The sequence below is a fragment of the Corallococcus sp. CA049B genome, assembly GCF_003611685.1.
GTDB lineage: Bacteria > Myxococcota > Myxococcia > Myxococcales > Myxococcaceae > Corallococcus > Corallococcus coralloides.
Genome location: NZ_RAWC01000091.1, coordinates 1 through 25,775, shown reverse-complemented (window position 1 = coordinate 25,775; position 25,775 = coordinate 1). Strand labels below are relative to the sequence as shown.

At 72.3% G+C, this 25,775-nt stretch carries 22 protein-coding genes; 11 read left to right on the top strand and 11 right to left on the bottom strand.

Annotated elements, in window-relative coordinates:
- Positions 1–9 precede the first annotated feature (9 nt).
- The 4 genes from D7W82_RS20630 to D7W82_RS20615 form a co-directional block, all read right to left on the bottom strand.
- Entirely contained in the window at positions 10–846 is an 837-nt protein-coding gene (locus D7W82_RS20630; RefSeq protein WP_120619988.1) for a hypothetical protein, read from the bottom strand.
- A 161-nt stretch (positions 847–1,007) separates the two neighbouring features.
- Entirely contained in the window at positions 1,008–1,883 is an 876-nt protein-coding gene (locus D7W82_RS20625) for a hypothetical protein (protein WP_120619987.1), read from the bottom strand.
- 86 nt (positions 1,884–1,969) lie between these two features.
- A complete protein-coding gene (locus tag D7W82_RS42360) occupies positions 1,970–2,830 on the bottom strand; it encodes an OmpA family protein (RefSeq protein ID WP_120619986.1) in 861 nt (286 codons plus the stop codon).
- A gap of 70 nt (positions 2,831–2,900) precedes the next feature.
- Complete coding sequence (locus D7W82_RS20615; protein ID WP_120619985.1) at positions 2,901–5,498, bottom strand: PAS domain-containing protein; 2,598 nt, start codon at positions 5,496–5,498, stop codon at positions 2,901–2,903.
- Positions 5,499–5,718: 220 nt separating this feature from the next.
- Here D7W82_RS20615 and D7W82_RS20610 point away from each other — a divergent pair, with 220 nt between their 5' ends.
- On the top strand, positions 5,719–6,567 hold the full coding sequence (locus D7W82_RS20610; RefSeq protein WP_120619984.1) for an HAD family hydrolase: 849 nt from the start codon (positions 5,719–5,721) through the stop codon (positions 6,565–6,567).
- 80 nt (positions 6,568–6,647) lie between these two features.
- Here D7W82_RS20610 and atpA read toward each other — a convergent pair whose 3' ends face one another.
- The 3 genes from atpA to atpH form a co-directional block, all read right to left on the bottom strand.
- On the bottom strand, positions 6,648–8,195 hold the full coding sequence (gene atpA / locus D7W82_RS20605) for a F0F1 ATP synthase subunit alpha (RefSeq protein ID WP_120619983.1): 1,548 nt from the start codon (positions 8,193–8,195) through the stop codon (positions 6,648–6,650).
- 244 nt (positions 8,196–8,439) lie between these two features.
- Positions 8,440–9,924 (bottom strand): ATP-binding protein, encoded by a 1,485-nt coding sequence (locus D7W82_RS20600; protein WP_120619982.1) that lies wholly within the window; start codon positions 9,922–9,924, stop codon positions 8,440–8,442.
- 148 nt (positions 9,925–10,072) lie between these two features.
- A complete protein-coding gene (atpH, locus tag D7W82_RS20595; protein WP_120619981.1) occupies positions 10,073–10,615 on the bottom strand; it encodes an ATP synthase F1 subunit delta in 543 nt (180 codons plus the stop codon).
- Between the two features lie 269 nt (positions 10,616–10,884).
- Here atpH and D7W82_RS20590 point away from each other — a divergent pair, with 269 nt between their 5' ends.
- From D7W82_RS20590 to D7W82_RS20570, 5 genes are all read left to right on the top strand, one after another.
- Entirely contained in the window at positions 10,885–12,711 is a 1,827-nt protein-coding gene (locus tag D7W82_RS20590; RefSeq protein WP_120619993.1) for an Hsp70 family protein, read from the top strand.
- A 93-nt stretch (positions 12,712–12,804) separates the two neighbouring features.
- Complete coding sequence (locus D7W82_RS20585; protein WP_120619980.1) at positions 12,805–13,977, top strand: TIGR02266 family protein; 1,173 nt, start codon at positions 12,805–12,807, stop codon at positions 13,975–13,977.
- 126 nt (positions 13,978–14,103) lie between these two features.
- A complete protein-coding gene (locus tag D7W82_RS20580; protein WP_120619979.1) occupies positions 14,104–16,233 on the top strand; it encodes a beta-propeller domain-containing protein in 2,130 nt (709 codons plus the stop codon).
- A 78-nt stretch (positions 16,234–16,311) separates the two neighbouring features.
- Complete coding sequence (locus D7W82_RS20575; RefSeq protein WP_120619978.1) at positions 16,312–17,718, top strand: MATE family efflux transporter; 1,407 nt, start codon at positions 16,312–16,314, stop codon at positions 17,716–17,718.
- A gap of 92 nt (positions 17,719–17,810) precedes the next feature.
- Complete coding sequence (locus D7W82_RS20570) at positions 17,811–18,449, top strand: LysM domain-containing protein (RefSeq protein WP_171424734.1); 639 nt, start codon at positions 17,811–17,813, stop codon at positions 18,447–18,449.
- A gap of 102 nt (positions 18,450–18,551) precedes the next feature.
- Here the strand turns inward: D7W82_RS20570 and D7W82_RS20565 are convergent, their stop codons facing one another.
- The 3 genes from D7W82_RS20565 to D7W82_RS20555 form a co-directional block, all read right to left on the bottom strand.
- Entirely contained in the window at positions 18,552–19,265 is a 714-nt protein-coding gene (locus D7W82_RS20565) for an esterase family protein (protein ID WP_120619976.1), read from the bottom strand.
- Between the two features lie 62 nt (positions 19,266–19,327).
- Positions 19,328–20,038: a YqiA/YcfP family alpha/beta fold hydrolase gene (locus D7W82_RS20560; protein WP_120619975.1), complete on the bottom strand. Its 711-nt coding sequence runs from the start codon at positions 20,036–20,038 to the stop codon at positions 19,328–19,330.
- 20 nt (positions 20,039–20,058) lie between these two features.
- Entirely contained in the window at positions 20,059–20,679 is a 621-nt protein-coding gene (locus D7W82_RS20555; protein ID WP_120619974.1) for a hypothetical protein, read from the bottom strand.
- 45 nt (positions 20,680–20,724) lie between these two features.
- Here D7W82_RS20555 and D7W82_RS20550 point away from each other — a divergent pair, with 45 nt between their 5' ends.
- The 3 genes from D7W82_RS20550 to D7W82_RS20540 all read left to right on the top strand — a co-directional run bounded on the left by D7W82_RS20550 (position 20,725) and on the right by D7W82_RS20540 (position 23,394).
- The gene (locus D7W82_RS20550) at positions 20,725–21,882 is read left to right on the top strand and encodes an AAA family ATPase (RefSeq protein ID WP_120619973.1); all 1,158 of its coding nucleotides are present in this window, start codon (positions 20,725–20,727) and stop codon (positions 21,880–21,882) included.
- 131 nt (positions 21,883–22,013) lie between these two features.
- A complete protein-coding gene (locus D7W82_RS20545) occupies positions 22,014–22,613 on the top strand; it encodes a hypothetical protein (protein WP_120619972.1) in 600 nt (199 codons plus the stop codon).
- A 25-nt stretch (positions 22,614–22,638) separates the two neighbouring features.
- Positions 22,639–23,394: a hypothetical protein gene (locus D7W82_RS20540; protein ID WP_147439424.1), complete on the top strand. Its 756-nt coding sequence runs from the start codon at positions 22,639–22,641 to the stop codon at positions 23,392–23,394.
- Here D7W82_RS20540 and D7W82_RS20535 read toward each other — a convergent pair.
- Complete coding sequence (locus D7W82_RS20535; RefSeq protein WP_233587831.1) at positions 23,386–23,856, bottom strand: SRPBCC family protein; 471 nt, start codon at positions 23,854–23,856, stop codon at positions 23,386–23,388. The two genes, D7W82_RS20540 and D7W82_RS20535, sit on opposite strands and share 9 nt — an antisense overlap.
- Positions 23,857–23,955: 99 nt before the next feature.
- On the opposite strand from D7W82_RS20535, the gene D7W82_RS20530 reads away from it, so the two are divergent.
- Complete coding sequence (locus D7W82_RS20530; protein ID WP_120619969.1) at positions 23,956–24,417, top strand: hypothetical protein; 462 nt, start codon at positions 23,956–23,958, stop codon at positions 24,415–24,417.
- A partial coding sequence (locus tag D7W82_RS20525) for an LpqB family beta-propeller domain-containing protein (protein ID WP_120619968.1) occupies positions 24,414–25,775 on the top strand: 1,362 nt, incomplete at its 3' end. The genes D7W82_RS20530 and D7W82_RS20525, both read left to right, overlap by 4 nt.

Sequence of the window (25,775 nt, the reverse complement as noted above, 5' to 3'; positions counted from 1 at the left end):
TTCCGGCCTTCAGAACGACAGGCCCAGGCCCAGGTAGGGACCGGTGAAGTGGTCCGCGTGCACCACGCCGTCCAGGTGGCCGCCGTCGCTGAGGTACAGGGTGCGCCAGCCGCCGCGCAGGTTGAGGGCGCCCAGGTGCAGCGCCAGGCCGGCCTGCATGTCCACCTGGCGGTGCGGGAAGGGCACCACCTGGATGCGCGCCTCCACGTCGAAGGGCGACGGGCCCAGGCACGCCGCCAGCGACGCGGCGAGGCTGGGGCCCACGAAGATGGCGTCCGGGGCGTGCGCGCTGGCGATGCCGGCCTCCAGGCGGAAGCGGCCGCGCTCGGTGGACCACGGCGAGAGGGTCAGGTGCGCGTCCAGGAGCGTCAGCCGGTCCGTGTCCACCGAGCCGTCATCCGCCTCCAGCGCGATGCCGCTCACGCGCGCGTCCATGCCCCAGCGCTGACCGTCCAGGGCCATGAAGAGGTCCAGCGCGCCGCCCACGTCGCCGAAGCTGTTGCCCTGCACGTTCAGGTGCACGAGCGGCGCGGGCCGGGGCGCGCGCTGGCCGCGGGGGACCTCCGCGCGCGCGCGGCGGTGGTAGCTGGACGGGCCGGCGATGAAGAGGACGTCGAACCAGCCGATGCCGACGCCGGAGGAGCGCACGCTGGAGCGCACCGGCGCGTCCGAGGCGCGGCGGCCCACCGGCGTGGCGCGGTGCTCCTGCTTGCCGTCCTTGTCGTCGGAGTCCTTGGAGTCGGAGCTGTTCGGCTTGGAGCGCTTGCCGAAGCGGGCCTCGGCGGGCGCGGACCCCAGCAGGACGGCGACAGCGAGCGCGGCACACAGCGTCTTCCAGAAGCCCACGGCGACCTCTCCTCTTCAGGGGCCCACGGGATGGGCCGCGGCATGTGGACGCCTGCTCGCCCGGAATATTCAACCCTCATCACCCCAGGTGAAACCAGCGCCCCGGAGAGGGGGGGCGGTGTCCGGAAGGGGGCATGTGCACCCCTGGACATGCGGGTGCTTCAGAAGGCCAGGCCGGCGCCCGCGTAGGGGCCCACGAAGCGGTCCACGTGCTGGATGCCGTCCACCCGGCCCGCGTCGTCCAGGACGAGGCCGCGCACGCCGCCGCGCAGGTTGAGGGCGCCCAGGTGCAGCGCGATGCCGGCGCTCGCGTCCAGCTGCCGGTAGGGGCCGGCCGTGCCCTGCACGCGCGCCTCCAGGTCCAGCGGGCCCGCCACGCAGACCTCCAGGGACGTGGCGACGCTGGGGCCCACGAAGAGGACGTCCGGCGCGTGGGCGGTGGAGACGCCGCCCTCCAGGCGCCAGCGCACGCGGTCGGTGGACACGGGCGCATAGGTGAGGTGCAGGGTCGCCAGGCGGATGTCGTCCGTGCCGCGCGTGCCGTCGTCCGTGGGCAGCACCAGCTGCGTGCCCTGCACGGCGATGCCCAGCGCCTCACCCTCGATGCCCAGGAACGCGTCCCCGGCGACGCCGCCGCCCAGGGCGCCCGCGTTGAGGCCCACGCGCAGGCGGAGCGGCTGGACGTCGCGCTGCTCGCGGACGGTCATGGAAGGCCCCGGGCTGGAAGCGTCCACGGCGACGGCCAGCACCTCCGCGGCCGCCACGATGGCGTCACCGTGGATGCGGGTGGAGTACGAGGGCCGGTCGCGCGGCGGCGGGCGGGTGTAGTGGGCTTCGCTCCGCGAGCCGGAGCGGACGGGCGTGGCGGCGTGGACCCTGGAGCCCCTGTCGTCGCGCTTGCCGTCGCGCTTCTTGTCCTCCTTCTTGTTCTCGGAGGTGTCCGAGGACTTCTTGCCGAAGCGGGCCTCCGCGGGCGACGCGGCCAGGAGGAGGCTGGCGGCGAAGGCGGCGCACAGCGCGGGGCGGAAGGCCGACACGGGAGGCTCCGGGGCAGGGGCGAGGTGAAACCCTCTGCACCCCTGGACGGGCAGCCACGCGTTCTATTCACGCCGCGCCCCGCGCGTCAGCGCTGCGCCGTCTTCTTGGCCTTCGCCAGTCGCTTCATGGGCCTCGGCGGCGGCTCCGTGCGGGCCACGGCCGCGCTCTCCGGCGTCACCGGCGTGGGGGACAGCCGCAGCGTGACGCGCCGGTTGCTGGCGCGGTGGGGCGGGCTGTCGTTGGGCACCAGCGGCCGGTACGCGGCGTGGCCCGTGGCGCTCAGGCGCTCTGGAGCCAGTCCCTCGCGCTCGCCCAGCTGCCGCACCACCACCACGGCCCGCGCGGCGGACAGCTCCCACGCGGTGGTGGCGGGGCTCCCGGGCGCGGCGGGGAGCACCTCGTCGGTGTGGGCCTCCACGGCCACGCGGTGGTCGGCGAGCGGCCCCCGGAACACCGCCGCGGCCTGCTTCAACACGCCGGCGCCCTCCGGCGTGAGCGACGTGGTGGCGGGCGCGAAGAGGATCCGCTCGGACACCTCCACGCGCAGGGCGTCGTCCTCCAGCGCCACGGTCACGTCGCCCGCCTGGAGCGCGTCCTTCAGCGTCCTGCCCAGCGTCTCGAGCGCCGCCTCGCGCTTCGTGCGCTGCGCCTCCGCGCTCTTCGCCTGGAGCTCCGCCGCGGCGCCGCCCCACTCCTGCGCCTGCTGCTGACGCTCCAGCGCGCGCAGCCGCCGCTCCATGGCCTGACGGAGCGTCTGCAATCGCGCGACGTGGGCCTCCGACTCGGAGGCTTCGCGCTCCAGCTGCGCGCTCCGGGTCTCCAGCGCGTGGAGCGAGCGCGAGCCCAGCCACGCGCCCGTGGAGGCCACCACCACCGCGACGGCCAGCAGCCCCCAGGGCAGCCACCGCCAGCGTCCGAGCGCTGCTGTCGTTCGCGCGTCGTCCATGGCCCTGAAGGGTAATGGCCCCCCGGGTGTGGGCGGCAAGGTGGCGCCGTGCGACATGCGCCCGCCTGCTTCAACCGGGCGCCGTCCCGGACGGTTTCTTCCACCGGGGCAGGCGCAGCACGAAGCGCGAGCCGGGCCCGCCCTCCGGCGGCGCCTCCACGGACAGGTCGCCGCCGTGCGCGCGGGCGAGCTGCCGGGAGATGTAGAGGCCCAGGCCCAGGCTCGCGCGCGCGTGCTCGCCGCTGTTGCGCGCGAAGCGCTCGAAGATGCGCTCGCGCGCCTCCGGGGGGATGCCGGGGCCCCAATCGCGCACGGCGATGATGGCCTCCTCCCCGTCGCGCTCCACGTACAGCTCCACGGGCAGGCCCGGCGCGTACTTCATCGCGTTGGTGAGCAGGTTCATCAGCACCTGCTCCACGCGCGGCCGGTCCGCCAGCGCCACCACCGGCTGGTCCGCGTGCACCACCGCCACGCAGCCCGCGGTGGCCAGCGCCTCCTCCATCCGCGCCACCAGCGCGTGCACCAGCGAGGACAGCTCCACCGCCCCCAGCTCCAGCGCCATCTGTCCCGTGCCCAGCCGCGCCACGTCGAACAGGTGCGCCACCAGCCGCGTCAGTCGGTCCGCCTGCCGGAGCGCGCCCGACAGCCCCTGGCCCAGCCGCTCCGACTCGGCCGACGCGAGCTTGTCCACCGTGCGCTGCAGCGACGACAGCTGCAGGTGCAGCGCGGACAGGGGCGTGCGCAGCTCGTGCGTCGCCACCGCCACGAACTCGTCGCGCGCGGCCACGGCCTGCTCCGCCTGCCGGTACAGCCGCGCGTTGTCCACGGCCAGCGCCGCGCGCCAGGCCAGGTCCTCCAGCTGTGACAGGTCCCGCGTGTTGAAGCGCCGCGTGGGAGAGCACGTCGCCGCGCTCACGACGCCCAGCGTGCGCCCGCGCGCCATCAGCGGGACGATCATCACCGAGCGCGGGCTCAGCCCCTCCAGCACCTCCCGGTGCACGTCGTTGACGGAGAAGGCGCGCATGGCGTCTTCGTCCACCTCCGCCACCAGCTCCGAGTGCCCCGTCTCCAGCACCTTGCGCAGCAGGGTGTGGGTGCCGGGTTGCGGCGCGTAGGGCATGGACTTCTCCAGCTGGGCCTGGAGCCTTTCGTTGATGGCGCGGCGCTCCACGCGCTCCAGGTGCTGGCCGTCCTCGCCCAGCATGTCCACCAGGCAGTAGTCCGCCATCTGCGCCACCACCAGCTCCGCCACGTTGCGCACGGTGGTGCGCCAGTCCAGGGACGTGGCCAGCCGGGTGGTGGCGTCCGTGAGGAAGCGCAGGTGCGTCTCCATGCGGCGCTGCTCGGTGATTTCGCGCACCACGCCGCCCACGCCCAGGAGCTCCGTGCCGGCGCGCACGGGGAAGTACGTGGCCAGGAAGGTGCGCGGCTCCGGGCCCGCGACGTACTCCACCGGGTCGTCCACCACGGCCGCCTCCGACTCCAGCACCTGGCGCAAGAGGTCCTCGATGGGGGCGCCCGCCGGGCCCATCAGCTCGCGGGGCGTGAGGCCCAGGTGCTCCTCCAGGGGGATGCCGTTGTTCTCCGCGATGACCTTGTTGAGTCGTACGTAGCGCAGGTCCTGGTTCACGAAGCCCATGCCCACCGGCGACGCGGCGAAGAAGGACTCCAGCATGGCCGCGGAGGCGTCCCGTTCACGCAAGGCCTCTCGGGCCTCGCGGTACAGCCGGGCGCTCTCCACCGCCAGGGCGGCGCGGCGCGCGAACTCCGTGGCGTAGCCCAGGTCCCGCTTCGTGTAGAGGCGCGCGGGCGACGCGGAGACCAGGTTGATGATGCCGAAGCGCCTGCGCCCCACCGCCAGGGGCAGCAGCATGGACGAGCGCGGCGCCAGCGCCTCCAGCAGCTGGCGGTGCTCGGGCGAGAGGGACACCGCGTCCAGCCAGCCGGGCGTGATGTCCGCGACGAGCACGGGCTTGCCCCGCGCGAACACCCGGGCGAGCGGCGAGTCCGAGTCGGCCCGCGGCGGGAAGGGCAGGGTCTGGTCCAGCAGCGACTGCTTCCGCGGGTCCCTCGCGCTGAGCGCGAGCCGGTGCAGCGCTCCGTCCGGCCCCAGCACGTCCACCATGCAGTAGTCCGCCCACTCCAGCGTGGCCAGCCGCGCCACGGCCTTGAGCGTCGTCTCCCAGTCCAGGGACTCGGCGAGCAGCCGGCTCGCCTCGCTGACGAAGAACTCCGCGCGCTCGGTGGCCTTGCGCTCGGTGATGTCCACGTTGATGTTCACCGCGCCCACCAGCCCGCTCTCCGCCGAGTACAGCGGCGCCGAGGAGTTGAGGATGGTGCGGCGCGCGCCGTCCCTCCCGACGATGTCCACCTCCTCGTTGGAGACGGTCTGCCGGGTGCGCAGCGTGCGCGCCACGGCCCACTCCTCGCCGCGCAGGCGCCTGCCCGTGCCGGGCCAGTACGCCTCGAAGGTGCCGAAGTGCTCCAACTGCATCCGCGCCAGCGCGGCCTGGCCCCACAGCGCGCTCGCGGCGGCGTTGGCCGCGAGCAGGCGGCCCGCCGTGTCCACGATGACCACCCCCACCGGCAAGAGCTGCAACACCGTGCGCAGCCACGCCTGCGGCACGGGTGTGGACTCCGCCAGAAAGGTGCCAGTCGGCTCGGACATGGGCGCGGAGCCCCCCTCCCCCGCGGGAGGCTCTACGGTGGGGGCGCGGGGGGAACGGCACCACCCGACCCGGGTTCCATCCGGCTTTCCGGGAGTTGGCACCGGACTCCGCCCGGAGGCAGGGCAGGGGGCTTGATTCGGAGCGGCCAACGGGGCGTCATTCGGGGCTTTCGTTCACGGCCGCGCTTCGAAGCGGCCGGGCTGCAAGAAGGATAGGTGGATGGGAATCGCGTGCGTGGTGCTGGACTTCGATGGGACCTTCACGGACGTGCTGGCGGAGGGCGAGCCCTTCCTCAGGCACTTCCAGGACGCGCTGTACGGGGTGCTGGGGCAGGACGCGTCCCAGGCGTGGGCGGAGGAGGTCGCCGCGCTGCATGAGGGCGTGGACCAGTACGGCTGGGAGGTGGCGGGGCGCATCGTGGCGCCGGCCACCGCGGACCCCTACCTGACGGCCACCTGCACCGCGCACCGGCTGCTCAAGCGCTTCGGCAAGGGCGACGACGAAGCGCTGCGCACGGACACGGTGCAGACGCTGTACCGGGAGGCGTACCGGCACTCGGCCACGGCCTTCAAGGCGGAGGCGAAGGAGGTGCTGGAGGCGCTGCTCGCCACGGGCCTGCCCGTGTCCGTGGTGACGAACGCGCACACGGAGCTGGTGGAGGCGAAGCTGGACAAGCTGGCCCCCAGGGGCCGCGAGCGGCTGAAGGTCTTCGGTGACGCGCGCAAGTTCCAGCTGGAGGACACGGAGCCGAAGGACGCGCGCTTCGACGCGCTGCCAGAGGCGCTCCACCTGGACGGCGTGCTGGGCAGGCCGGTGTACCTGCGGCGCGGGCGCTACTTCTCCGCGCTCAAGCGCATCTGGGACGCCACGCACACGGGCCCGGAGTCCACGCTCGTCGCGGGTGACATCTTCGAACTGGACCTGGCCATGCCCGCCGCGCTGGGCGCCCACGTGCAGCTGGTGGAGCGCGCCAACGTGATGCCCTACGAGCGCGCCGCCGTGCAGCGCCTGGGCACGCGGGGCAGCGCGGACAAGAGCCTGCGCGCCATCCTGCCCCGGCTGCGCTGAAGGCAAACGAAAAGCCCCGCCTCCCTGCGAAAAGGGAGGGCGGGGCTGTCCGTGACGGCAACCGCGCGTGGGGCGCGAAACTAGACCTTGGCGCCCGGGGTCGCCTGGAACAGGTCGTTGAACTCGGTGAACGCCTTGTTGATGTTCGCCTTGATGTCGGCGGTCAGCTCGCGCTTGGCGACCAGGTCGGAGACGATGTTCGGGTACTTGCTGTCCACGAACTCCAGCATCTCCTTCATCCAGCGGACCACGTCACCCACCGGCACCTGGCGGATCCACCCGCGCTTGCCCGCGTCGTCCTTGTTGGTCGCGGCGTAGATCTGGATGACCTGACGCTCGACGGAGAGCGGCTCGTACTGGCCCTGCTTGAGCAGCTCCACCATGCGGGCGCCGCGCGCCAGCGTCTCCTGCGTGGCCTTGTCCAGGTCGGAGCCGAACTGGGCGAAGGCGGCCAGCTCGCGGTACTGCGCCAGCTCCAGCTTCATGGAGCCCGCGACCTGCTTCATGGCCTTGATCTGCGCCGCGGAACCCACGCGGGACACGGAGAGGCCCACGTTGATGGCCGGGCGGACGCCGGAGAAGAACAGGTCCGTCTCCAGGAAGATCTGCCCGTCGGTGATGGAGATGACGTTCGTCGGGATGTAGGCGGACACGTCACCCGCCTGCGTCTCGATGATGGGGAGCGCCGTGAGGGAGCCCGCGCCCTCCTCGTCGGACAGCTTGGCGGCGCGCTCCAGCAGGCGGCTGTGGATGTAGAACACGTCGCCCGGGTACGCCTCGCGGCCCGGCGGGCGGCGCAGGAGCAGGGACAGCTGGCGGTACGCCACGGCCTGCTTGGAGAGGTCGTCGTACACGATGAGGCCGTGCATCTTGTTGTCGCGGAAGTACTCGCCGATGGCGACGCCCGCGTACGGCGCGAAGTACTGCATGGGCGCCGGGTCGGACGCGTTCGCCGCGACGACCGTCGTGTACTCCATGGCGCCGTGCTTGGTCAGCTTCTCCACCACCTGCGCGACGGTGGACTGCTTCTGCCCGATGGCGACGTAGATGCAGTAAACGCCCAGGCCCTTCTGGTTGATGATGGCGTCGATGGCGACGGCCGTCTTGCCCGTCTGGCGGTCACCGATGATGAGCTCGCGCTGACCGCGGCCCACCGGCACCAGCGCGTCCAGCGCCTTGATGCCCGTCTGCAGGGGCTCGTGCACGGACTTGCGCTTCACGATGCCGGGCGCCTTCACCTCCAGGCGGCGGTGCTCGGTGGCCTCGATGGGGCCCTTGCCGTCCACCGGCTGGCCCAGCGCGTTCACCACGCGGCCCAGCAGGCCCTTGCCCACCGGCACGGAGGCGATCTGCCCGGTGCGCTTCACGGTGTCACCCTCGCGGATGTCCTTGAACTCACCCATGATGGCGACGCCGACGTTGTCCTCTTCCAGGTTGAGGACCAGGCCCTGCACGCCGTTGGTGAACTCCACCAGCTCACCGGCGAGCGCGCCCTCCAGGCCGTACACACGGGCGATACCGTCGCCCACGGTCAGCACGGTGCCGGTCTCGGCGACGGTGACCTTCTTGCCGTAGTCCTTGATCTGCTCCCGGATGATTTTGCTGATCTCGTCGGCGCGGATTTCCATGGGCGTCTAGCGTCCTTGCGGAGGGGGCGGCCTGAGGAAACGGGGATGGCCGCCGCGAATCTTGATGTACCGGGTGGCCCCCTATCACGGGCACCGGGACTCTCGCAACGCGCCACGCGCCAGGGCCTTCCCCCACCCCCGCGCCCCTTTATCGCGCACGTAAGCCGGCGCCCCGGACTCAAGGGGGGCTCGCCCGGACGGAAGCCCGGGGAGCCTGACGCCGGGTCCGGCATCGGGCCCGGCCTCAGACGCCGGACGCGGAGAGGCCGTCCTCGCGGGGCAGCCACACGATGAAGCGGGTGCCGTCCGCCGCCCCCGACTCCACGGAGATGCGCCCGCCGTGGGCCAGGGCGATCTGCCGCACGATGAAGAGCGACAGCCCCAGCCCGTCATCCGCGGAGCACAGGGCGCGGTGCTTGAACGGCTCGAAGAGGGTGCCCTGGTACTCCGGCGGCACGCGGCAGTCCGGGTCGTGCACCTGCACCGTCACCCCGTCGAAGCGCCCCGTCAGTTGGAGCACCACGGAGGACGACACCGGGCCGTGGTGCAGGGCGTTGCCCACCAGGGAGTCCATCAGCTGGAAGAGCCGCTCGCCATCCCAGGTGCCCCTCAGGTCGCCGCTGACGACGAGCCGCAGGTCACGGCCCGGGTGGGCCCGCTGCCGGTCCGCCAGCACGCGCTCCGCCAGCTGTCCCAGGTGGATGGACGAGGGGTGCACGGGCAGGCCGTTGGACAGCCGGGCGCGGGTGAAGTCCAGCAGCTGGCGGATCAGCCGTTCCACCCGGCGCACGCCCGCGCCCACCCGTCCTACCTGTTCGGTCAGGCCTTCCGGCATCTCCGGAGCGTGCTGGAGGGCGAGCACGTCGCACTGGAGCGACTGGAGCGGGGCCTTGAAGCCGTCCCCCGCCGCGTCCAGGAACTGGTCGCGGAAGTGCTCCATCCGCATCAGGCGCTCCTCGGCGGCCTTGCGGATGCTCACGTCCCACACCGCGCCCATGCGCACCGAGCGGCCCTGGAACGTCGCCGCCCGGCCCATGACCTCCACGGGGATGCGGCGGCCGTCGCGGTGGAGCACGGCCAACTCGTACGGGGCCTCCACGCCGCGGCCCATCACGTCGCGAGCGGGGGCGCGGAACTCCGGCGCCACGACCTCCAGGATGCTCCGGCCGATCAGCTCCGCCGTCTCGTAATAGCCCAGGAGGCGCCCCAGGCCGGGGCTTATCTCCAGGAACTGCCCGCGGTCGTGGAAGAAGTACCCGTCGCAGGAGATCTCCACGATGGAGCGCATGTGCTCCTCGCTCGCGCGCAGCGCCGCGTCCTCGCGCAGGCGCGCGGAGGAGTCCCGCAGGAGCAGCAGGACGCCGGACGCAGGCGCCGCCGGCATGGCGCTCACGGTCAGGTGGCGCAGCGTGCCCACCTCGCCGAAGCGGCCGGACACGATCTCCTCCGCCACGCGCTCACCGGACTGCGCCCGCGCGAGCAGCGGGGACAGCGGCGGCGCCAGGCCGGGCCACACCTCCGACAGGAAGCGACCCACGCACAGCTGCGCCGGGCGGCCGCCAAGCGAAGCCAGCAGGTCGTTCATCCAGACGAGGCGGGAGTCCCCATCCACCAGCGCCACCCCCCAACCCGGCGCGTTGAGCAGCGCACTCAGGAAGGGCAGGGTCTCCTCGGGAACCCCCGGGGTCGGAAGGGCTCCGGGAAGCCGTTGGAACACAGGCTGCGGCATGGGCGGGTCGTCTCGGAAAACGCGGGCTTGTCCGCGTTGCCCAGAAGTATACCCATTCCCCGAGCCGACGGGAAATACAGGTTTGACTAGGACTGCGGGCAACCCTGACAACCCGGCGCGTCTACCGCACCGGGAGTGAGGATGGGGGTTACTTCAGCTCGCGGCGCATCTGCTCCAGCTGGGTGCGCAGGGAGCCGTCGTAGAGGGTGCCACCGACCTGGGCGGCCACACCGCCGAGCAGCGCGGGGTCCACCTTGGTCTCCAGCACGACGTTGCGCTGGGTGATCTGCTGGAGCGACTGCTGGAGCTGGGCGACGGCGTCCGCGGTGAGCGGGACGGCGCTGGTGACCTGGCCCCGGACGCGGCCCGCGCGGGCGTCCGCCATGTCGCGGTAGAGCCGGGCGATGTCGGGCAGGTAGCCCAGGCGGCTGCGGTCCACCAGCAGGCGCAGCGCGTTGGCGAGCGCGGGCTCCGCGGGGGCGGGCAGGGCCTGGAGCAGGGCCTCCACCACGCTGCTGCGCTGGGCGCGGCTGTAGGCGGGGTTGAGCAACACGTCCGTCAACTCGGCGCTCTTGCCCACGACGGCGGCGAAGGCGTTGAGCTGCTCGGCGACGGCGTCGGTGCGGTTGCCTTCCGCTGCGACGTCGAGGATGGCGCGGGCGTAGCGGCGGGCGATGGAGACGTTCACCATGACGCTGGCGCCCTTAGCATGGGGCGTCCCTGGCGGCAATGATGCCGGCGCCATGCGGGGATCGCCGTGGCCGCCCGGGGCCTCCCGGGGTCTGGACAGGGCGGGCGGGGGATCGTCCCCGACTGGGCGCTTCGGGTGTGTGCTGGTGGCCGTCTTTGGAGCCTCGGGGGGCCCCCCGAGGCAGTCCGGCGCCCGGGAACGGACGGCCGGGGTGCGACAGGACTTGGCGGAAGCGGGCGCTTACCCGTAGCGTGGGCCCCACCCTCGCCATGCAAGAACCTGTCATCGGCATCGACCTGGGCACCACCAACAGCGTCGTCGCGACCGTGGAAGACGGACGCCCGCGCCTCATCCCCTCGCGCGCGGGAGGGCGCCTCACGCCCTCGGTGGTGGGCCTCACCCGGGCGGGCGACCGCCTGGTGGGGCAGCCGGCCCAGGCGCTGGGGGAGGAGCACCCGGACGCGGTGGTGTGGGCCACCAAGCGCTTCCTGGGACGCCGCTACACGCCGGAGCTGGTGCAGCAGGCGAAGGCGGTGGTGCCGTACCCGCTGGTGGCCGGCCCCACGGGCGACGTGCGCGTGAAGCTGTCCGGCCGCGTGCTGCCGGCGACGCAGGTGTCCGCCTTCATCCTGGGCGAGCTGCGCCTGGACGCGCAGGCGCACTTCGGGCGCGACGTGCGCAAGTGCGTCATCACCGTCCCCGCGAACTTCGACGACAACCAGCGCCAGGCCACGCGGGAGGCGGCGGCCATCGCGGGGCTGGAGGTGGTGCGGCTGGTCAACGAGCCCACCGCGGCGGCGCTCGCGTACGGCCTGTCGCGCGGCTTCGAGGGCAGCGCGCTGGTGTTCGACCTGGGCGGCGGCACCTTCGACGTGTCCATCCTGGACGTGAAGGCGGGCGTCTTCGAGGTGAAGGCCACGGGCGGCGACCACGCGCTGGGCGGCGAGGACTTCGATCAGCGCATCGTCCAGTGGCTGCTGGCGCAGGTGGAGGACCCCTTCCAGGAGGCGGTCTCCAAGGACGCGCAGTCGCTGCGGCGCTTGAAGGTGGCGGCGGAGGCGGCCAAGCGCGAGCTGACCGAGTCCGAGGAGGCCCTCATCTCCGTGTCCGGCCTGGGCGACCACACGGCGGGCGTGAAGCGCTTCACCGAAATCAACACCGCGCTCACGCGCAGCTTCTTCGAGACGCTCTCCGAGCCGCTGTCGCGCCGCTGCCTGGACGTCTGCAAGAGCGTGATGGCGGAGGCGCGGATGGATCCGCGCTCGGTGGACGTGGTGCTGCTGGTGGGCGGGATGACCCGCGTGCCGCTGGTGCGCCGGCTGGTGGCGGACTTCTTCGGCCGCGCGCCCTCCACGGACGTGCACCCGGACGAGGCCGTGGCGCTGGGCGCCGCGGTGCAGGCGGACGAGCTGGTCCGCCAGGCGGGGCAGGCGCTGCTGCTGGACGTGGCCAGCCAGAGCCTGGGCGTGGGCGTGATGGGCGGCCGGGTGAAGCGGCTCATCCCCAAGAACACGGGCGTGCCGGTGGTGGCGCGCGACATCTTCTTCCCGGGCACCTCCGGCCAGTCCGAGGCGCGCATCCCCGTGTACCAGGGGGAGAGCGAGTTCCAGGACGAGAACCACAAGCTGGGCGAGGTGGTCCTCAAGAACCTGCACGTCGCCAACCGCGGGGAGACGCCGCTGGAGGTCGTCTTCGAGCTGTCCGGCGAGGGCATCCTCGCGGTGAAGGCCACCGACCTGACCTCCGGCAACATGGAGCTGGTGCGCCTGGAGGCCCGGGCCGGCCTGCCGCAGAGCGAGGCGGAGAAGCTGGGCCAGGAGCAGTCCCACTACGCGCAGGCGCAGGGCGTGGTGGACGCGCGCAAGGCGGAGGAGACCTTCCGCAAGCTGCTGGAGCGCGGGGAGAAGCTGGCCCGCCTGCTCCAGCAGAGCGCCCGGGAGAACCCCAGCCCGGAGGCCGAGTCGGCCGTGGGCACCGTGCAGCAGCTGCTGGTGGGCGGCAAGGACGCGCTGGCCGCCGGTGACGCCGCGCAGTGCGCCCTCATTGCCCGTCAGCTCACGAAGCTGCTGTCCGGCCGCGCGGAGCCCCGCGGCTGACGTCCCGCGGCGCACGGAACAGGCGTCCACCAGCGCACGTTGTGGCGCCGGGTCCGTGGTGCGTTCCACGGAGTCCGCGTATCTCCGGGAGTCATGACGACCCCCGGCTTTTCTCCTCGCCCGAGAGATCTGGTCTTCGTGGTGGACGACTCGCGGACGGCGCGGGACGTGATGCGGCTGCACCTGTCGCGCATGGGCTGTGACGCGGTGGGGCTGGAGGGCGCGGAGGCGTGCCTGGCGGAGCTGGCGCAGCGGACGCCGGCGCTCATCCTGATGGACCTGCACCTGGAGAAGCTCCAGGGGGACGAGGCCTGCCGCCTGGTCAAGGCGCACCCGGCGGGGCGCGATGTCCCGGTGGTGATGTTCACCGCGGCGGACGAGCCCCATGAGGTGATGCACTGCGGGCGCGCGGGCGCGGACGACTTCCTGCCCAAGCCGGTGAGCCAGGAGGCGCTGGCGGCGAAGGTGGCCGCGGTGCGGCTGTCGCGCGAGCGCGCCTGGACGGGCCCTCCGCGCGGGCGGGGCGTGCTGCTGGTGGAGGGCGGCCGGTTCCTGCACACCTTCCTGGGCGGAGCGCTGGAGCACGAGGGGCTGCACGTGCTCTACGCCAAGGACCTGGACGACGCGGCGGCGCAGGCCACGGCCCACGGCGACCGGCTGGACGGCTTCGTGGTGGACGTGTCGAGGCTGCCGCGCGAGGCCCTGGCGCTGGCCACGCGCCTGCGCGAGCAGTTCGTGCGCAAGCCGCTGGTCCTGATGTCGCGGGTGGAGGAGGCGCCGGACGTGCTGGCCCGCGCGCAGGAGCTGAGCGGCGCGCCGCTGCTGCTCAAGCGGCAGCTGGGCGCGGACGAGCTGTTGGCGATGGTGCTCTCGCGCCTGTCTCCGGGCACGGTGCCGCTGAGGGCCGCGGAGCGGGTGCCCTTCTTCACCGTGGTGGAGTTCAACACGCCGGGCGGCCCCACCCTCAGCGGCTTCAGCCACGACGCCAGCCCCCAGGGCCTCTTCGTGCGCACGCTCACGCCCGCGCGCGAGGGCTCGCGGCTGTCCCTGCGCCTGGTGATGGCCGGCCAGCGCACGCCCTGCGAGGCGCAGGCGGTGGTGGCGTGGTGCAACCCGCCCGGGATGGGGAGCGCGTTCCGCTCGCAGACGGGCATGGGGCTGCGGCTGGAAGGCATGGACGCGCAGCTGCAGCAGCGCTTCGTGCGCTTCGTGCCCCAGTCCCTCGGTTTTCCCACCGCGGGTCCGGTGCGCGCCTCAGGTTTCTGAGAGCGGCGGTGGCCCCCGCCCGCCTCCCAACCCCCCGCAATCACACACAGACGCGACAGGATTCTCCCCTGGCATGGGCGTGGCAGAGCGCCTGGCCCCGCGAGGCTTTCGAGGGAGGATTCACGCATGCGCTTCAGTCTTTTCGGAACGGTGGGGCTCACGCTCCTGGCGGTGGGGTGTGGTGACGGGGGCAAGGCCCCGGAGGGGCTGGACAACGAACCCGTGCAGCAGTCGCTGAAGCTCACGACCTTCAACGACTGCCCGGCGCTGGAGCAGTACATCGAGGACACCGCGACGAAGCAGATGCGCGCGAACCTGGAGCAGCAGAAGCCCGGGTACTGGGAGCGCTTCGGGCGGGGGAGGTACGGCGGCGTCGTCTTCGGGCCCATGCCCGCGGAGGACTCGGCGGGGGGCGGCGTGACGTCCGGCTCCGGCAACCAGGCGCCGAAGGACTCCACCGGCACCAACAACCAGGTGGAGGGCGTGCACGAGTCGGACTTCGTGCAGAACGACGGCACGCGCATCTTCGTGCTGTCGGGCAACCGGCTGTACGCGCACCGCTCGTGGCCCGCGGAGCAGCTCACGCTGGCGGCGACGCTGGAGGTGGAGGGCTGGCCCCGGGAGATGCTGCTCGATGAGCAGGACCGGCTGGTCATCGTCTCGCAGGTGGCCCGGTCGCTGCCGGGCACCCCGGCGAAGGGCGGGGGCATGGGCGGCGGCATGGTCCCCGTCGCGGACATGGCCTGCTACGGCTTCGGCTGCGGCTACTACAACGCGGACAGCACCAAGGTGACCACGGTGGACGTGTCGGACGTGGCGCACCCCACGGTGGTGGATCAGGTCTACCTGCCCGGCGTCTTCAACCAGGCGCGCCGCGTGGACAGCAACGTGCGGCTGGTGCTGTCGGACGCGTTCCGCTGGCCGGAGGCCGTGAAGTTCTATGTGGAGTACTCGGAGGACCTCTACAAGGACGAGGAGAAGCTCACCAAGACCCTCGACGCGCTCATCGCCGAGAACGAGAAGCACATCCGCGCGAACACGCTGGACCAGTGGCTGCCCGCGGGCAAGCACGTGGACGCGGCGGGCGTGGAGACGGCGCTGCCCACGTCCTGCGGTGACTTCTACCGGAGCAACGCGCCGTCCGCGCTGGGCTTCGTGACGGTGGCCTCGCTGGACCTGGACGCGCGCACGGCGGCGCCGGGGCGCACCAGCCTGGTGGCGGAGCCGGGCACGGTGTACGCGTCCAGGGAGTCGCTGTACCTGGCGCACCCGCATTACTGGTGGTGGCCGGAGGTGGGGCAGAAGGACTTCACCTACCTGCACAAGTTCGACCTGCGTCAGCCGGGCCGCGCGGTGTACGCGGGCTCCGGCACGGTGGAGGGCTCGCCCATCAACCAGTTCGCCCTGGACGAGTACGAGGGCGTGCTGCGCATGGCCACCACGGTCACCACGCGCCTCCCGGAGCCGGAGCACGAGGACTGGTGGTGGGGCCGCACCACGACGGCCAGCCGCGTGACGACGCTGGGCGTGAAGGACGGGCACCTGGCGGAGCTGGGCCGCAGCGAGGACCTGGCCGAGGGCGAGCGCATCTTCAGCGCGCGCTTCGTGGGCCCGCGCGGCTACGTGGTCACCTTCCTCCAGGTGGATCCGCTCTTCACCTTCGACCTGAGCGACCCCGCGAACCCGCACAAGGTGGGCGAGCTGAAGGTCCCCGGCTTCTCCACGTACATGCACCCGGTGGGCGACCACCACCTCTTGACCCTGGGCATCCACAGGGAGCCCACCGGCGGCCCGAGCACGCTGAAGCTGTCCCTCTTCGACGTGGGCGACATGGCGAACCCGAAGGAGGTCTCCACGCAGCTGGTGGGCGAGGCCTACGGCTGGAGCGAGGCCCTCTACGAGCACAAGGCCTTCAACTACTTCGCGGCCAGGGGGCTGGTGGCCATCCCGTTCACGGACTACTCGAGGTCCTACGGGTCCTCCGAAGACTACTGGAGCGGCTTCCGCACGGAGCTGCGCGTGTTCCGCGTGGACCTGGCGGCGGGCATCTCCCCGGTGGGCGCGGTGCCCATGTCGGACCTGTTCAAGACCCAGAACCTGCCGCAGTGGAGCTACTACTACACGCCGGACGTGCGCCGCAGCGTGATGGCGGATGACTACGTCTACGCCATCAGCGACGCGGGGGTGCGCGTGTCGAAGGTGCAGAGCCTCCAGACGCCGCTCGTCACGGTGCCGTTCCCGGCCAGCACGCCCTGACGCAGGCGGGCGGGCGTCAGACGGGGTGGGGGATTGCGTCGCTTGCACCAGCGCAATCCCTTCCCTATAGGCCCCGTCATGCCGCCCGAAGCCGTCGAGCCCACCGTGTCGTCCTCCCCCCCGGCCCGCGGCATCCGGGGGGAGCTGCGCGCCCTGCTGGCGCTGGCGATCCCCCTGTGCATCGCGCAGGCGGGCCAGTCCCTGATGAGCGTGACGGACACCTTCATCGTCGGCCGGGCCGGCACGTCCGCCCTGGCGGCGGTGGGCCTGAGCCACGCCCTCTTCTTCGCCGTCAGCAGCTTCGGGATGGGGCTGATGATGGGCGTGGACCCGCTGGTGTCCCAGGCCATTGGCGCCGGCAACCCGCGCCGCGCGCGCGGCGTGCTCTGGCAGGGGGTGTGGCTGTCCGCCTTCGTGGGCGTGGTGCTGTGGGCGGTGCTCATCACCGTGCCGTCCGGCCTGCCGTGGGTGGGCGTGGCGGAGGAGCAGATCGTCCAGGTGCGCGCCTTCCTGCACTTCCGCGCGCCCAGCCTGCCCCTGATGCTCATCTTCCTCACGGTGCGCGCGTACCTGCAGGCCATCGGGACGGCCCGGCCGCTGGTGGTGGCCGCCGCGCTGGCCAACATCTTCAACGTGATGCTGGTGCCGCTGTTCGTCTTCGGCGGCGCGGGGTTGCCCGCGTGGGCGGGGCCGCTCACCCACGTGCCGGCCATGGGCGCGGCGGGCGCGGCCCTGTCCACGCTCCTGTGCACGGTGCTGGAGGTGCTCATCGTCGCGCGGGCGGTGCAGGCCATCCCCGTGCCGGGCACGCCGTCGCGCAAGCCGGTGATGGCGGACCAGCTGCGGGCGTTCCGGGTGGGGCTGCCCATCGGCCTGCACATCGCGGCGGAGGTGGGCGTCTTCGCGCTGGCGGGCGTGCTGTCCGCGAAGCTGGGGCCGGTGAGCGTGGGGGCGCACCAGATTGCCCTCTCCTTCGCCAGCCTCACCTTCACCATGGCGCTGGGCATCGGCAACGCGGGCAGCGTGCGCGTGGGCTGGGCCGTGGGCGCGCACGACACGCCGCAGGCCCGGAGGAGCGGGCTGATGGCCTTCGCCCTCGGCGCGGTGGTCATGTCGCTCGGCGGGCTCGTGTTCGCGCTCTTCCCCCAGGGCCTGGCGAAGCTGGCCGGGGCCCCGCCGGAGGTGCTGCCGCTCCTGCTGCCCCTGCTGATGGTGAGCGCCATCTTCCAGATCTTCGACGGCGTGCAGGGCGTGGGCGCGGGCGTGCTGCGCGGCGCCGGCCAGACGCGCTTCACCTTCGTGGCCAACATCGTGGGCCACTACGCCGTGGGCCTGCCCCTGACCCTGCTCCTGGGCTTCCACCTGGGCATGGGCGTGCTGGGCATCTGGTGGGGCCTGTGCGCGGGGCTCATCACCGTGGCCGTCGCCGTGCTGTGGCGCTTCTGGCACGTCAGCGCGGGCACCCTCCGGCCCCTGGAACACTGATGTAGGATTGCAGTGGTGGCGGAAACTCCAAGAATCTAGGAATCGGACGCAACACGGATCTGGAAGACCCGACAATCGTCCCAGGAGCTTACATGTCCAACTACCGCATCCGCCCCGGCGACACCCTCTCTGGCCTGGCCGCTCGTTTCGGCACCTCCGTGCAGAAGCTGGCGCGCGACAACAACATCTCGAACCCGGACCTCATCTTCTCGGGTCGGACGCTGCGCATCGGCCACTCCGGCCGTGACAGCTTCGACGCCGGTGGCCGTCAGGGCGTTCGCGGTGGGCGTGGCGTGGGCGGTGGGCAGGACGTGGGCGGCCCGATGGGCGTGGCCCCCACCGGCGGGACCGAAAAGGGGCGCCGGCTGGCGGAGGCGGCGCGCGCGGCGGCCATGGGCATGGGCGGCTACAACAGCCAGGGCCTGTGCGCCACGGGCGTGAGCCGGGCCATCCGCAACTCCATGGGCATTGGCGTGTCGGGCAACGGCAACCAGATCGACAACAACCTGCCGCGCGACAAGTTCCGCCAGGTGGACATGTCCCTGGAGGACGCGCTGAAGATTCCGGGCCTCGTGCTCACCTGGGAGGCCACCTCCACGCGCCTGGGCAGCATCTACGGCCACACGGCGGTGACGCTGGGCGACGGCCACTCGTCCGCCAGCGACTTCATCGAGCGCAACACGACGAACAACGGCCGCACCGGCTTCAAGGTGTTCATGCCCATCGAGTAGCCCCTCCGGCCGCTCACGATGGTGCATCCCAAGCCTCCGGGTCCTTCCGACCGGAGGCTTTGTCGTGTCCGGAGTCCCAGGCTCGGAGCCCGGAGGCCGACTTCAGGCCGGCAGGTACTGGCGGATCATCCGCCGCCACACGGGCCAGTCGTGGGTGCCGCCGTCCCAGATGGACAGGTCGTTGCGGATGTCCTTCTGCCAGAGGAGCTTGGAGAGGTTCTCGTTGGAGGGGCGGCAGAAGTCGTGCTCGCCCACGGCCAGGGTCATCTCCACGCGGCGCAGGGCGGACAGGCGGCCGGGGTCGTTCAGGCCCGGCAGCCACTGCGGCGCGGTGTGGAAGTACACCTGTTCGTCGTGGTGGCCGTCGAGGAAGTCCTCCGTCTCGAACTTGCCGCCCATGGAGATGAGGCGCTGGAAGACGTCCGGGTGGCGCAGGCCCACGTTGTACGTGTGGAAGCCGCCCAGGCTGCACCCGGCGAGCGTGAGGCGGCCTCCGGCGGAGCGGCCCTTCGCGAGCGGCACCACCTCATGCAGCAGGTAGTCCTCCCACTGGGCATGGCGGGCCACGCGCGCGGCGGGGGCGACGCCCTTGTTGTACCAGGACTCCTCGTCCACCGAGTCCACGCACACCACGACGTAGCGGCCCGCGGCGATGCAGTCCGAGATGGCGCCGATGAGGCCGAAGTCCTCGGCCTGGAAGAAGCGGCCCTTGCTCGTGGGCACCAGGATGACGGGTTCGCCCGAGTGCCCGTACAGCAGCACTTCCATGTCCCGGTTCAGCCGCGGGCTGTGCCAGCGGTGGTATTCGCGGTTCATGGCCGCCACCTTAACCGGCGCGTTCGCGGCGCGAATACGACCGCCGTGCGGACGCGCACCGGTCAGCCGCCAGTGAACACCTGCCGCGTTTGCTCCACACCCCGCCATGGCGTGAGAAAGGCATCCGCCTCCTTCGCGATGAGCTCCAACGAGGCGGTCAGCTCGTGGCCGTCGTCCACCTCCACCAGCCGGACGTGGCGTTTGCCTTTGGACCATTCGCGCGAATAGCGCACGTCGCAGGTGTCGTCCTGTCGGCCGTGGATGATGAGGGTGGGCACGCGCACGTCGGGCCAGGGGCCGCGCTTCGCGTCCATGAGTTGGGCCTCCTCCATGATGCCGTGGTGCACGCGCGTGCGGCGCTTCTCCGCGTGGTCGTCCGTCTCCAGGTAGCCCGTGCGCTTCCACTCGGTCCAGTTGTTGGGGCCCAGGCGGCGCTGGAGCTGCTCCACGAAGTGGAAGGCGGGGGCCAGCAGCACCAGCGCGCCCACGCGGGCGTCGGCTTCCGCGGTGCGCGCGGCGACGTACCCGCCCATGCTGGAGCCGATGAGGACGGCGCGGTCGTTGGGGGCGCCCAGCGCGTCCCGCACGGTGTCCAGCATGGCGTGCAGGCTCAGGTGCTCCAGGGACGGCACGCGCAGGTTGAGCCGCTCCAGGGGGATGCCCTGCTTCGCCCAGTACGCGTCCAGCCAGACGCCCTTGGCGGAGAGGGGGCCGGAGGCGAAGCCGTGCAGGTAGAGCCAGCGGGGACCGGAGGTGGAGGGCGGCGCGTTCATGGGCGCGCACTGTACCCGCGCTAGAAGCGCAGCACGGGGCCGGCGACGATGCTCTGGAGCGGTTTGGCGCACATGTTCACGCTGACGCCCGCGCTGGCGCTGGTGTCGTCCGTGGCCTTGGTGAACTTCACGTCGCAGAACTGGATGGCGGTGGCGAGCGAGATGCCCCAGCGGTCGGAGAACCAGCCGTCCAGGCCCACGCGGAAGGCCATGCTGGTGACGTCGAAGTCCTCGCGGCGCAGCTGGCCCAGGCTGTCCGGGGTGAAGGGCTGCGACCAGCTCTTGGCCAGGCGCGCGCCCACCCACGGGGTCACCGGCTTGTCGCCGAGGAAGCGCAGGCGGGCCTCCAGGCCCACGGCGGTGTAGTCCAGCTGCACGCGGCTCATCTCGGAGGGGTTCTGGGCCTCGGCGAACTGCTGGCCCCAGGTCTGGGTGGTCTCGAAGACGACGCCCAGGGACAGGCCGGGCGGCGTCTCCACGCCGAGCCAGGCCTGGAGGGCGGGGCCCTTGGCGCGCCAGTCGCTGAAATGATCCAGGGTGACGCCCGCGCCCAGGGAGGCATAGCCATGCCACCCGTCCGCGACCGCTGGCCCCGCGCCCAGGACGCCGGCCAGGGTCAGCCACTTCCACTTCGTATCCATGCCGCCACTGTATGCCGGACCGGGGGCGAGGCTAGGCTTCGGGGCATGTCCGTATCTTTCGAGGTCGCGGCCGCCAGGGTCCGCGACGCGCTCACCGACGCGAGCCGGGGGCTGGTCGAGCGCGAGGCGATGGTGGAGCTGGTGGCGCTGTCCGCGGTGGCGGGCGAGCACCTGCTCGTGGTGGGACCGCCGGGCACCGCGAAGAGCGAGGCGGTGCGCAGGACGGCGCGCGGCCTGGGCGGTGCGTACTTCGAATACCTGCTGGGGCGCTTCACGGAGCCGTCTGAAATCTTCGGGCCGGTGGACCTGCGCAAGCTGCGCGAGGGGCTGGTGGAGACGGAGACGGCGGGCATGCTGCCGGAGGCGGAGGTGGCCTTCCTGGACGAGGTGTTCCTGGGCTCCACGGCCATCCTCAACACGCTCTTGGGGCTGCTGAACGAGCGGACGTTCCGGCGCGGCCACACGCGCATGCAGTGCCCGCTGCGGGTGTGCGTGGGCGCGTCCAACGCGCTGCCGGAGGATGACGCGCTGGCGGCGTTCGCGGACCGGTTCCTCGCGCGCATCTTCGTGGAGCCGGTGCCGGATCCGCGGCTGGAGGAGCTGCTGGAGGGGGGCGCGTCGCTGTGGACGGACGCGGCGCCGCGAGTGGCGCCGCTTGCGTCCCTGGACGTGGTGGCGCAGGCGGCGAGGCGCGCGGACCTGGGGCCGGTGCGGCCGCACCTGGCGCAGGCGCTGCGGACGCTGAGGGCCGCGGGCATCGCGCTGTCGGACCGGCGCGCGGTGAAGGTGCAGCGGCTGGTGGCCGCCGCCGCGGCGCTGGCGGGGCGGACGACGCCGGGCGTGGCGGACCTGTGGCCGCTCGTCTACGCGGTGCCCACGAAGGAGGCGCAGGCGCTGGCGCGCGACGTGCTGCGCGACGTGCTGTCCGCGTCGGAGAACCTGGCGCTGCCGGCCGCGGCGCTGGAGGCGAGCGCGGGGCCGCTGGCCCGGGCCCAGCGCATCGCGCAGGCGGGACAGGCGCTGCTGGAGTCGCGGCCCGCGGACGGGGACGTGGACGCGGTGGCCGCGTGGCGGCTCAAGCTGGAGGGCGTGGCGCGCGAGATGGACGCGGGCTTCACGCCGGAGGCACTGCCGGAGACGCTGCGTGCGTTGCGCGGCGCGGTGGCGGCGGTGCTGGAGGAGGCGGGCACTCGCGCGGCGTGAAGCCGTCCGGAAGTCCTTCCTGAAATCCGGTGGAATCCAATGGATGCGGGGGCCCGTATGGGTTGCTGCCAGCGGGACGGCGGCGGTGGGAGCGCCGTGCCGAAGGCAATTCATCCACGGGAGGACACTTCATGCGAAACACCTTCGCGGCGCTGGCTCTTGCCTCGGCGGCCCTGTTGGCGGGCTGTGGCGACGATGATGACAACAACAACATGCCGGACGCGGGCACGGGCTACATGCCCACGGGCAAGGGCCCGGGCACGTCGCTGCGCTGCACGAGCAGCAACAAGAACGCGTGGGACACGTTCGGTGCGAACGCGTTCGTCGCGGTGAACAAGTCCATCGTCGCGAAGACGCTGGCGGAGCTGCAGGGCCCCAACGGCACGGCGAACCTGGGCGAGTCCTTCACCCATATCGGTGACGAGACGAAGGGCCCCGCGTACGCGGACGACGCGGCCACCTTCGAGGGCAAGCTGGCGGCGTTCCTCGTGTATGCCTATGGCGGTCCGGACTCCATCACGTACGCGGATGGCAAGACGTACGCGGGCCCGCAGGACATGGCGGCGGCGCACCTGGGCATGGCCATCACCAACTCCCAGTACGACTACTTCATCGCGAACATGGTGGTGCCGGCGCTCACGGACAACGGCGTGACGTCCGCGGACGTGTCCTCCTGCTTCGCTCCCATCGTGACGGACGCCGCGTTCAAGGCGTCCATCGTCGGCAAGTAGTCACCGCTTCCGAGGGCTCCGCTCCATGACTCGCATCGTTCTCCCGCGTGCCGTGCGCCGCGTGTTGGTCTCCACCGTGGGGGTGGGCGTGCTGTTCACGGCGGTGATGGGCTTTGCCCATACGCCGTCCGGCCGGCCGCTCCTGAAGTGGATGGGGATGTCCATGCCCCAGGCCGCGTCCGCGGCGGGGTGCCCGCTGGGGTACGACGTGAAGCAGAGCCCCGAGCAGAAGGAGGCCGCGAGGATGCGCTTCGCGGCCTCCTACCGGGGAGAGAGTCCCGCGCTGGCCCGGCCCGCGCTGGGGTTCGACCTGGAACAGACGACGCGCGAGTCGCTGCTCGCGTGGGCGCGGGCGCACGGGGTGAAGTGCTCGGTGCCGCGCAGCCAGGGCGACCTGGATTGTGAAGAGGTGCCGGCGGAGCTGTTTCCAGGCCTGAATCGGCAGGCGGCCATCCGGAACCTGTGGGTGACGTTCGGCGCGGACGACCGGCTGGTGGCGCTGGTGGCAGTGAGCCGTGCGGTGGAGCCGGCGCCCATCAGCGCGACGTTCCGCGCGGCGAACGCGACGCTCGCGACGCTGGCGGGTCCGCCCATGAAGCAGGACGGGGACGGCAGCGTGGAGGAGCTGCGGCAGGGGCTCTTGCGGCAGGCGAGCGCGGAGTACCGCTTCCAGGACTTCTACGCGCTCACCCGCGTCACCAACATGGGGGACGGCTTCGTGCTGACGGAGGAGTACCGCGCCCTGCCGAAGGTCGCGGCGCGGGAGCTGCCGTCACGTTGAGGCGGGGGACTCCACGTACTTCGCGAGCTTCTCCAGGGACATCCGCCAGCCGAGCTCGTTGTCGGCGGGTGGCACGCCGGGTGGCAGTCCTTCGTGCACGGCGTCGACGTCGGTGCCTCCGTCCTGCGCGTCGCTGAGCGTGAACGTGATGCGCATCTCTCCTTGAAGCGCGGGGTCGGAGGTCTCGAACCCGGTGGTTTCGATGACCTGTTCGTCCGGCACGAGCTTCACGAAGCGGCCGTGATGCGTGTCCGTGTGCGCGGTCGTCTTGCCGGTCTCCGTGGGCGCGTCGTAGGTGAGGGAGATCCGGAACGCGCCGCCCTCGCGGGGTTCGAAGATGTGCACCTGGCTCGTCATGCCGTCGGGCACCATCCACGTCTGGACCGCTCGGGCATCAATCAGGGCGCTGTACACGCGCGAGCGGGGGGCCTTCACGTGGTGGCGGATCCGGGTCGTGCTCATGCCCGGGAGCATGGGCAGGGACTCCGGACGCTGTACAGCGCGAGCCCCTGTTGGCACCCATGCCCCCTTCGTTAGAGTACGGGGGTGAGCAACGGTGTGATGAGGCCGCCATCGGAACCCGCCGTCGCGGGGCTTCCCGTGCGCTGGCGCCCCCGGGCCCTGCCCCTGGAGCCCGTGGCAGTGGCCGGCGTCGGCCCCGTGGCGCTCGCGCTGGGACACCGCGCTTCGCGGGCGGAGGACGCGACGCTCGCTTCATGGTCCGGTGTCGCGGGACCGGACGTGCTCGTGCTGCTGGGGGCCGCTGCTTCGCTGCCCTGGGTGGATGGCGCGGTGTACCTGGGCCGTGACCCGCTGGCGCCCGCGCTGCTGCTGCCCTGCGCGATGGAGCCGGAGGTGGCGCCTTCGCTGCTGGAGCGTGCGCTGCTCGCGGGGCAGGGCGATGCGCCGCTCGCGGTGCTGCCCTCGGCAGGGATGCTTGTCTCCGTCGCGGCGGCGAGGCCTGTCGCGCGTGCCTCGCTGACCGCGTGGCTGTCCGCCACGGCCGTGGAGGCCGCTTCGTGACGACCGCGTTGCCTCCCGCGCTGCGCCCCTGGGCGGCGCAGCTGTCCCTCTTCCCGGAGGACCTGGCGCGGCACCTGGGGCCGCACGTGGCGCGGCTGTCGGCGGCGGTCGGGACGCTGCGGCCTCGCAGCGAGAGCGAGGGCGGTGAGCCCCAGGGCTATGACGGACTCTCGCGCCGGGGACCTTTCGACCGGCTGCTCGTCAGTGAGTGGCTCTGGGCATTGGAGGCGCCAGAGGAACTGGTGCGCCGCGCGGCGTACGGCGAGCTGTCGTTCCTCAAGCCCGCGTTCCGGCAGCCGCAGGGGGCTCGGCGCACGGTGGTGCTGCTGGACGTGGGACCGGATCAACTGGGCCTGCCGCGCATCGCGCACCTCGCGCTGCTGGTCGTGCTCGCGCGCCGCGCCGAGGCCGCGGGTGCGGCGTTCACCTGGGGTGCGCTCCAGACCGATCCCGCTCGTGCCACCCATGCGGGACTGGGCATCCCGTCGCTCCACGCGTGGCTCAACGCCCGCTCCACCACGCCCGCCTCGTCGCTGCACCTGGCCGCGTGGCGCGAGGCGCTGGACCTCTCACGGGCTCCCGAGGACGTGTGGCTCGTGGGCTCCTCGCGCCTGGGGCGTCTGGAGGGCGCGGAGGGGATGTCCCGCGTGGAGGTCTCCGAACCGATGGAGCCCGGCGCGCACCGGCTCAATGTGGACGTGCGGCCCTCGGCCCGTGTTCCCCGCCCGGTGGTGCTGGAGCTTCCGCCTCCGGAGGATTGCCTGCGCCTGCTGCGCAATCCCTTCCGTTCCGAGCAGGCGTCCGCCGGGGGGCCGCCGCGCAAGGCCGACCGGCGCATCGTGGGCTTCTCCTTCTCCGGAGATGGCCGGCGCGCGCTGCTGTTCTCCGCGGATGGCGCCGTCGAGGCCCTGGCGGTGCCGCATTCTCCGCGCGCCACCGTGCCCACGCCCCGGCGCGTCCAGGTGCCTCCCGGGCAGCGCGTGGTCGCGGCGGGATGGCGCTCCTCGGGTGGACTGCTCGTGCTCGCGCGCCAGGGGGATACCTACGTGCTGCACGGGCAGCTGCGGGCACCCGAGGGTTTCCGGACGGGGCGCTATCACGTGGCGGACGACTCCGTGCGGCCGGACCCCGCGCCGGGCGCGCTCCCGTTGGCCCTCTTGAGCAGGGGGGCGCGGCGCGGGCATGGCGGGCATGAACGCGTGTGGTTGAAGGACGGCAAGGACCGGCTGTTCTCGCTGCCGCCTCCCTCCTCGGCGGGGACCGTGGCGTTCGAGCTGGAGGAGGAGGGCGTCTCCGCGATGGCGGAGGTGAAGACGCGCTCGCTTTGCGTACTGCGGCCTCGGGGCGAAGGGGCGGGG

Bases quoted from the DNA above. Each gene is read 5' to 3' on its own strand.
- D7W82_RS20555 (WP_120619974.1), bottom strand. From the start codon at position 20,679: ATGGATACGAAGTGGAAGTGGCTGACCCTGGCCGGCGTCCTGGGCGCG.
- D7W82_RS20540 (WP_147439424.1), top strand. From the start codon at position 22,639: ATGACTCGCATCGTTCTCCCGCGTGCCGTGCGCCGCGTGTTGGTCTCC.
- D7W82_RS20535 (WP_233587831.1), bottom strand. From the start codon at position 23,856: ATGAGCACGACCCGGATCCGCCACCACGTGAAGGCCCCCCGCTCGCGC.
- atpA (WP_120619983.1), bottom strand. From the start codon at position 8,195: ATGGAAATCCGCGCCGACGAGATCAGCAAAATCATCCGGGAGCAGATC.
- D7W82_RS20600 (WP_120619982.1), bottom strand. From the start codon at position 9,924: ATGCCGCAGCCTGTGTTCCAACGGCTTCCCGGAGCCCTTCCGACCCCG.
- D7W82_RS20550 (WP_120619973.1), top strand. From the start codon at position 20,725: ATGTCCGTATCTTTCGAGGTCGCGGCCGCCAGGGTCCGCGACGCGCTC.
- D7W82_RS20575 (WP_120619978.1), top strand. From the start codon at position 16,312: ATGCCGCCCGAAGCCGTCGAGCCCACCGTGTCGTCCTCCCCCCCGGCC.
- D7W82_RS20610 (WP_120619984.1), top strand. From the start codon at position 5,719: ATGGGAATCGCGTGCGTGGTGCTGGACTTCGATGGGACCTTCACGGAC.
- D7W82_RS20560 (WP_120619975.1), bottom strand. From the start codon at position 20,038: ATGAACGCGCCGCCCTCCACCTCCGGTCCCCGCTGGCTCTACCTGCAC.
- D7W82_RS20545 (WP_120619972.1), top strand. From the start codon at position 22,014: ATGCGAAACACCTTCGCGGCGCTGGCTCTTGCCTCGGCGGCCCTGTTG.
- D7W82_RS20580 (WP_120619979.1), top strand. From the start codon at position 14,104: ATGCGCTTCAGTCTTTTCGGAACGGTGGGGCTCACGCTCCTGGCGGTG.
- D7W82_RS20565 (WP_120619976.1), bottom strand. From the start codon at position 19,265: ATGAACCGCGAATACCACCGCTGGCACAGCCCGCGGCTGAACCGGGAC.
- D7W82_RS20615 (WP_120619985.1), bottom strand. From the start codon at position 5,498: ATGTCCGAGCCGACTGGCACCTTTCTGGCGGAGTCCACACCCGTGCCG.
- D7W82_RS20570 (WP_171424734.1), top strand. From the start codon at position 17,811: ATGTCCAACTACCGCATCCGCCCCGGCGACACCCTCTCTGGCCTGGCC.
- D7W82_RS20590 (WP_120619993.1), top strand. From the start codon at position 10,885: ATGCAAGAACCTGTCATCGGCATCGACCTGGGCACCACCAACAGCGTC.
- D7W82_RS42360 (WP_120619986.1), bottom strand. From the start codon at position 2,830: ATGGACGACGCGCGAACGACAGCAGCGCTCGGACGCTGGCGGTGGCTG.
- atpH (WP_120619981.1), bottom strand. From the start codon at position 10,615: ATGGTGAACGTCTCCATCGCCCGCCGCTACGCCCGCGCCATCCTCGAC.
- D7W82_RS20530 (WP_120619969.1), top strand. From the start codon at position 23,956: ATGAGGCCGCCATCGGAACCCGCCGTCGCGGGGCTTCCCGTGCGCTGG.
- D7W82_RS20585 (WP_120619980.1), top strand. From the start codon at position 12,805: ATGACGACCCCCGGCTTTTCTCCTCGCCCGAGAGATCTGGTCTTCGTG.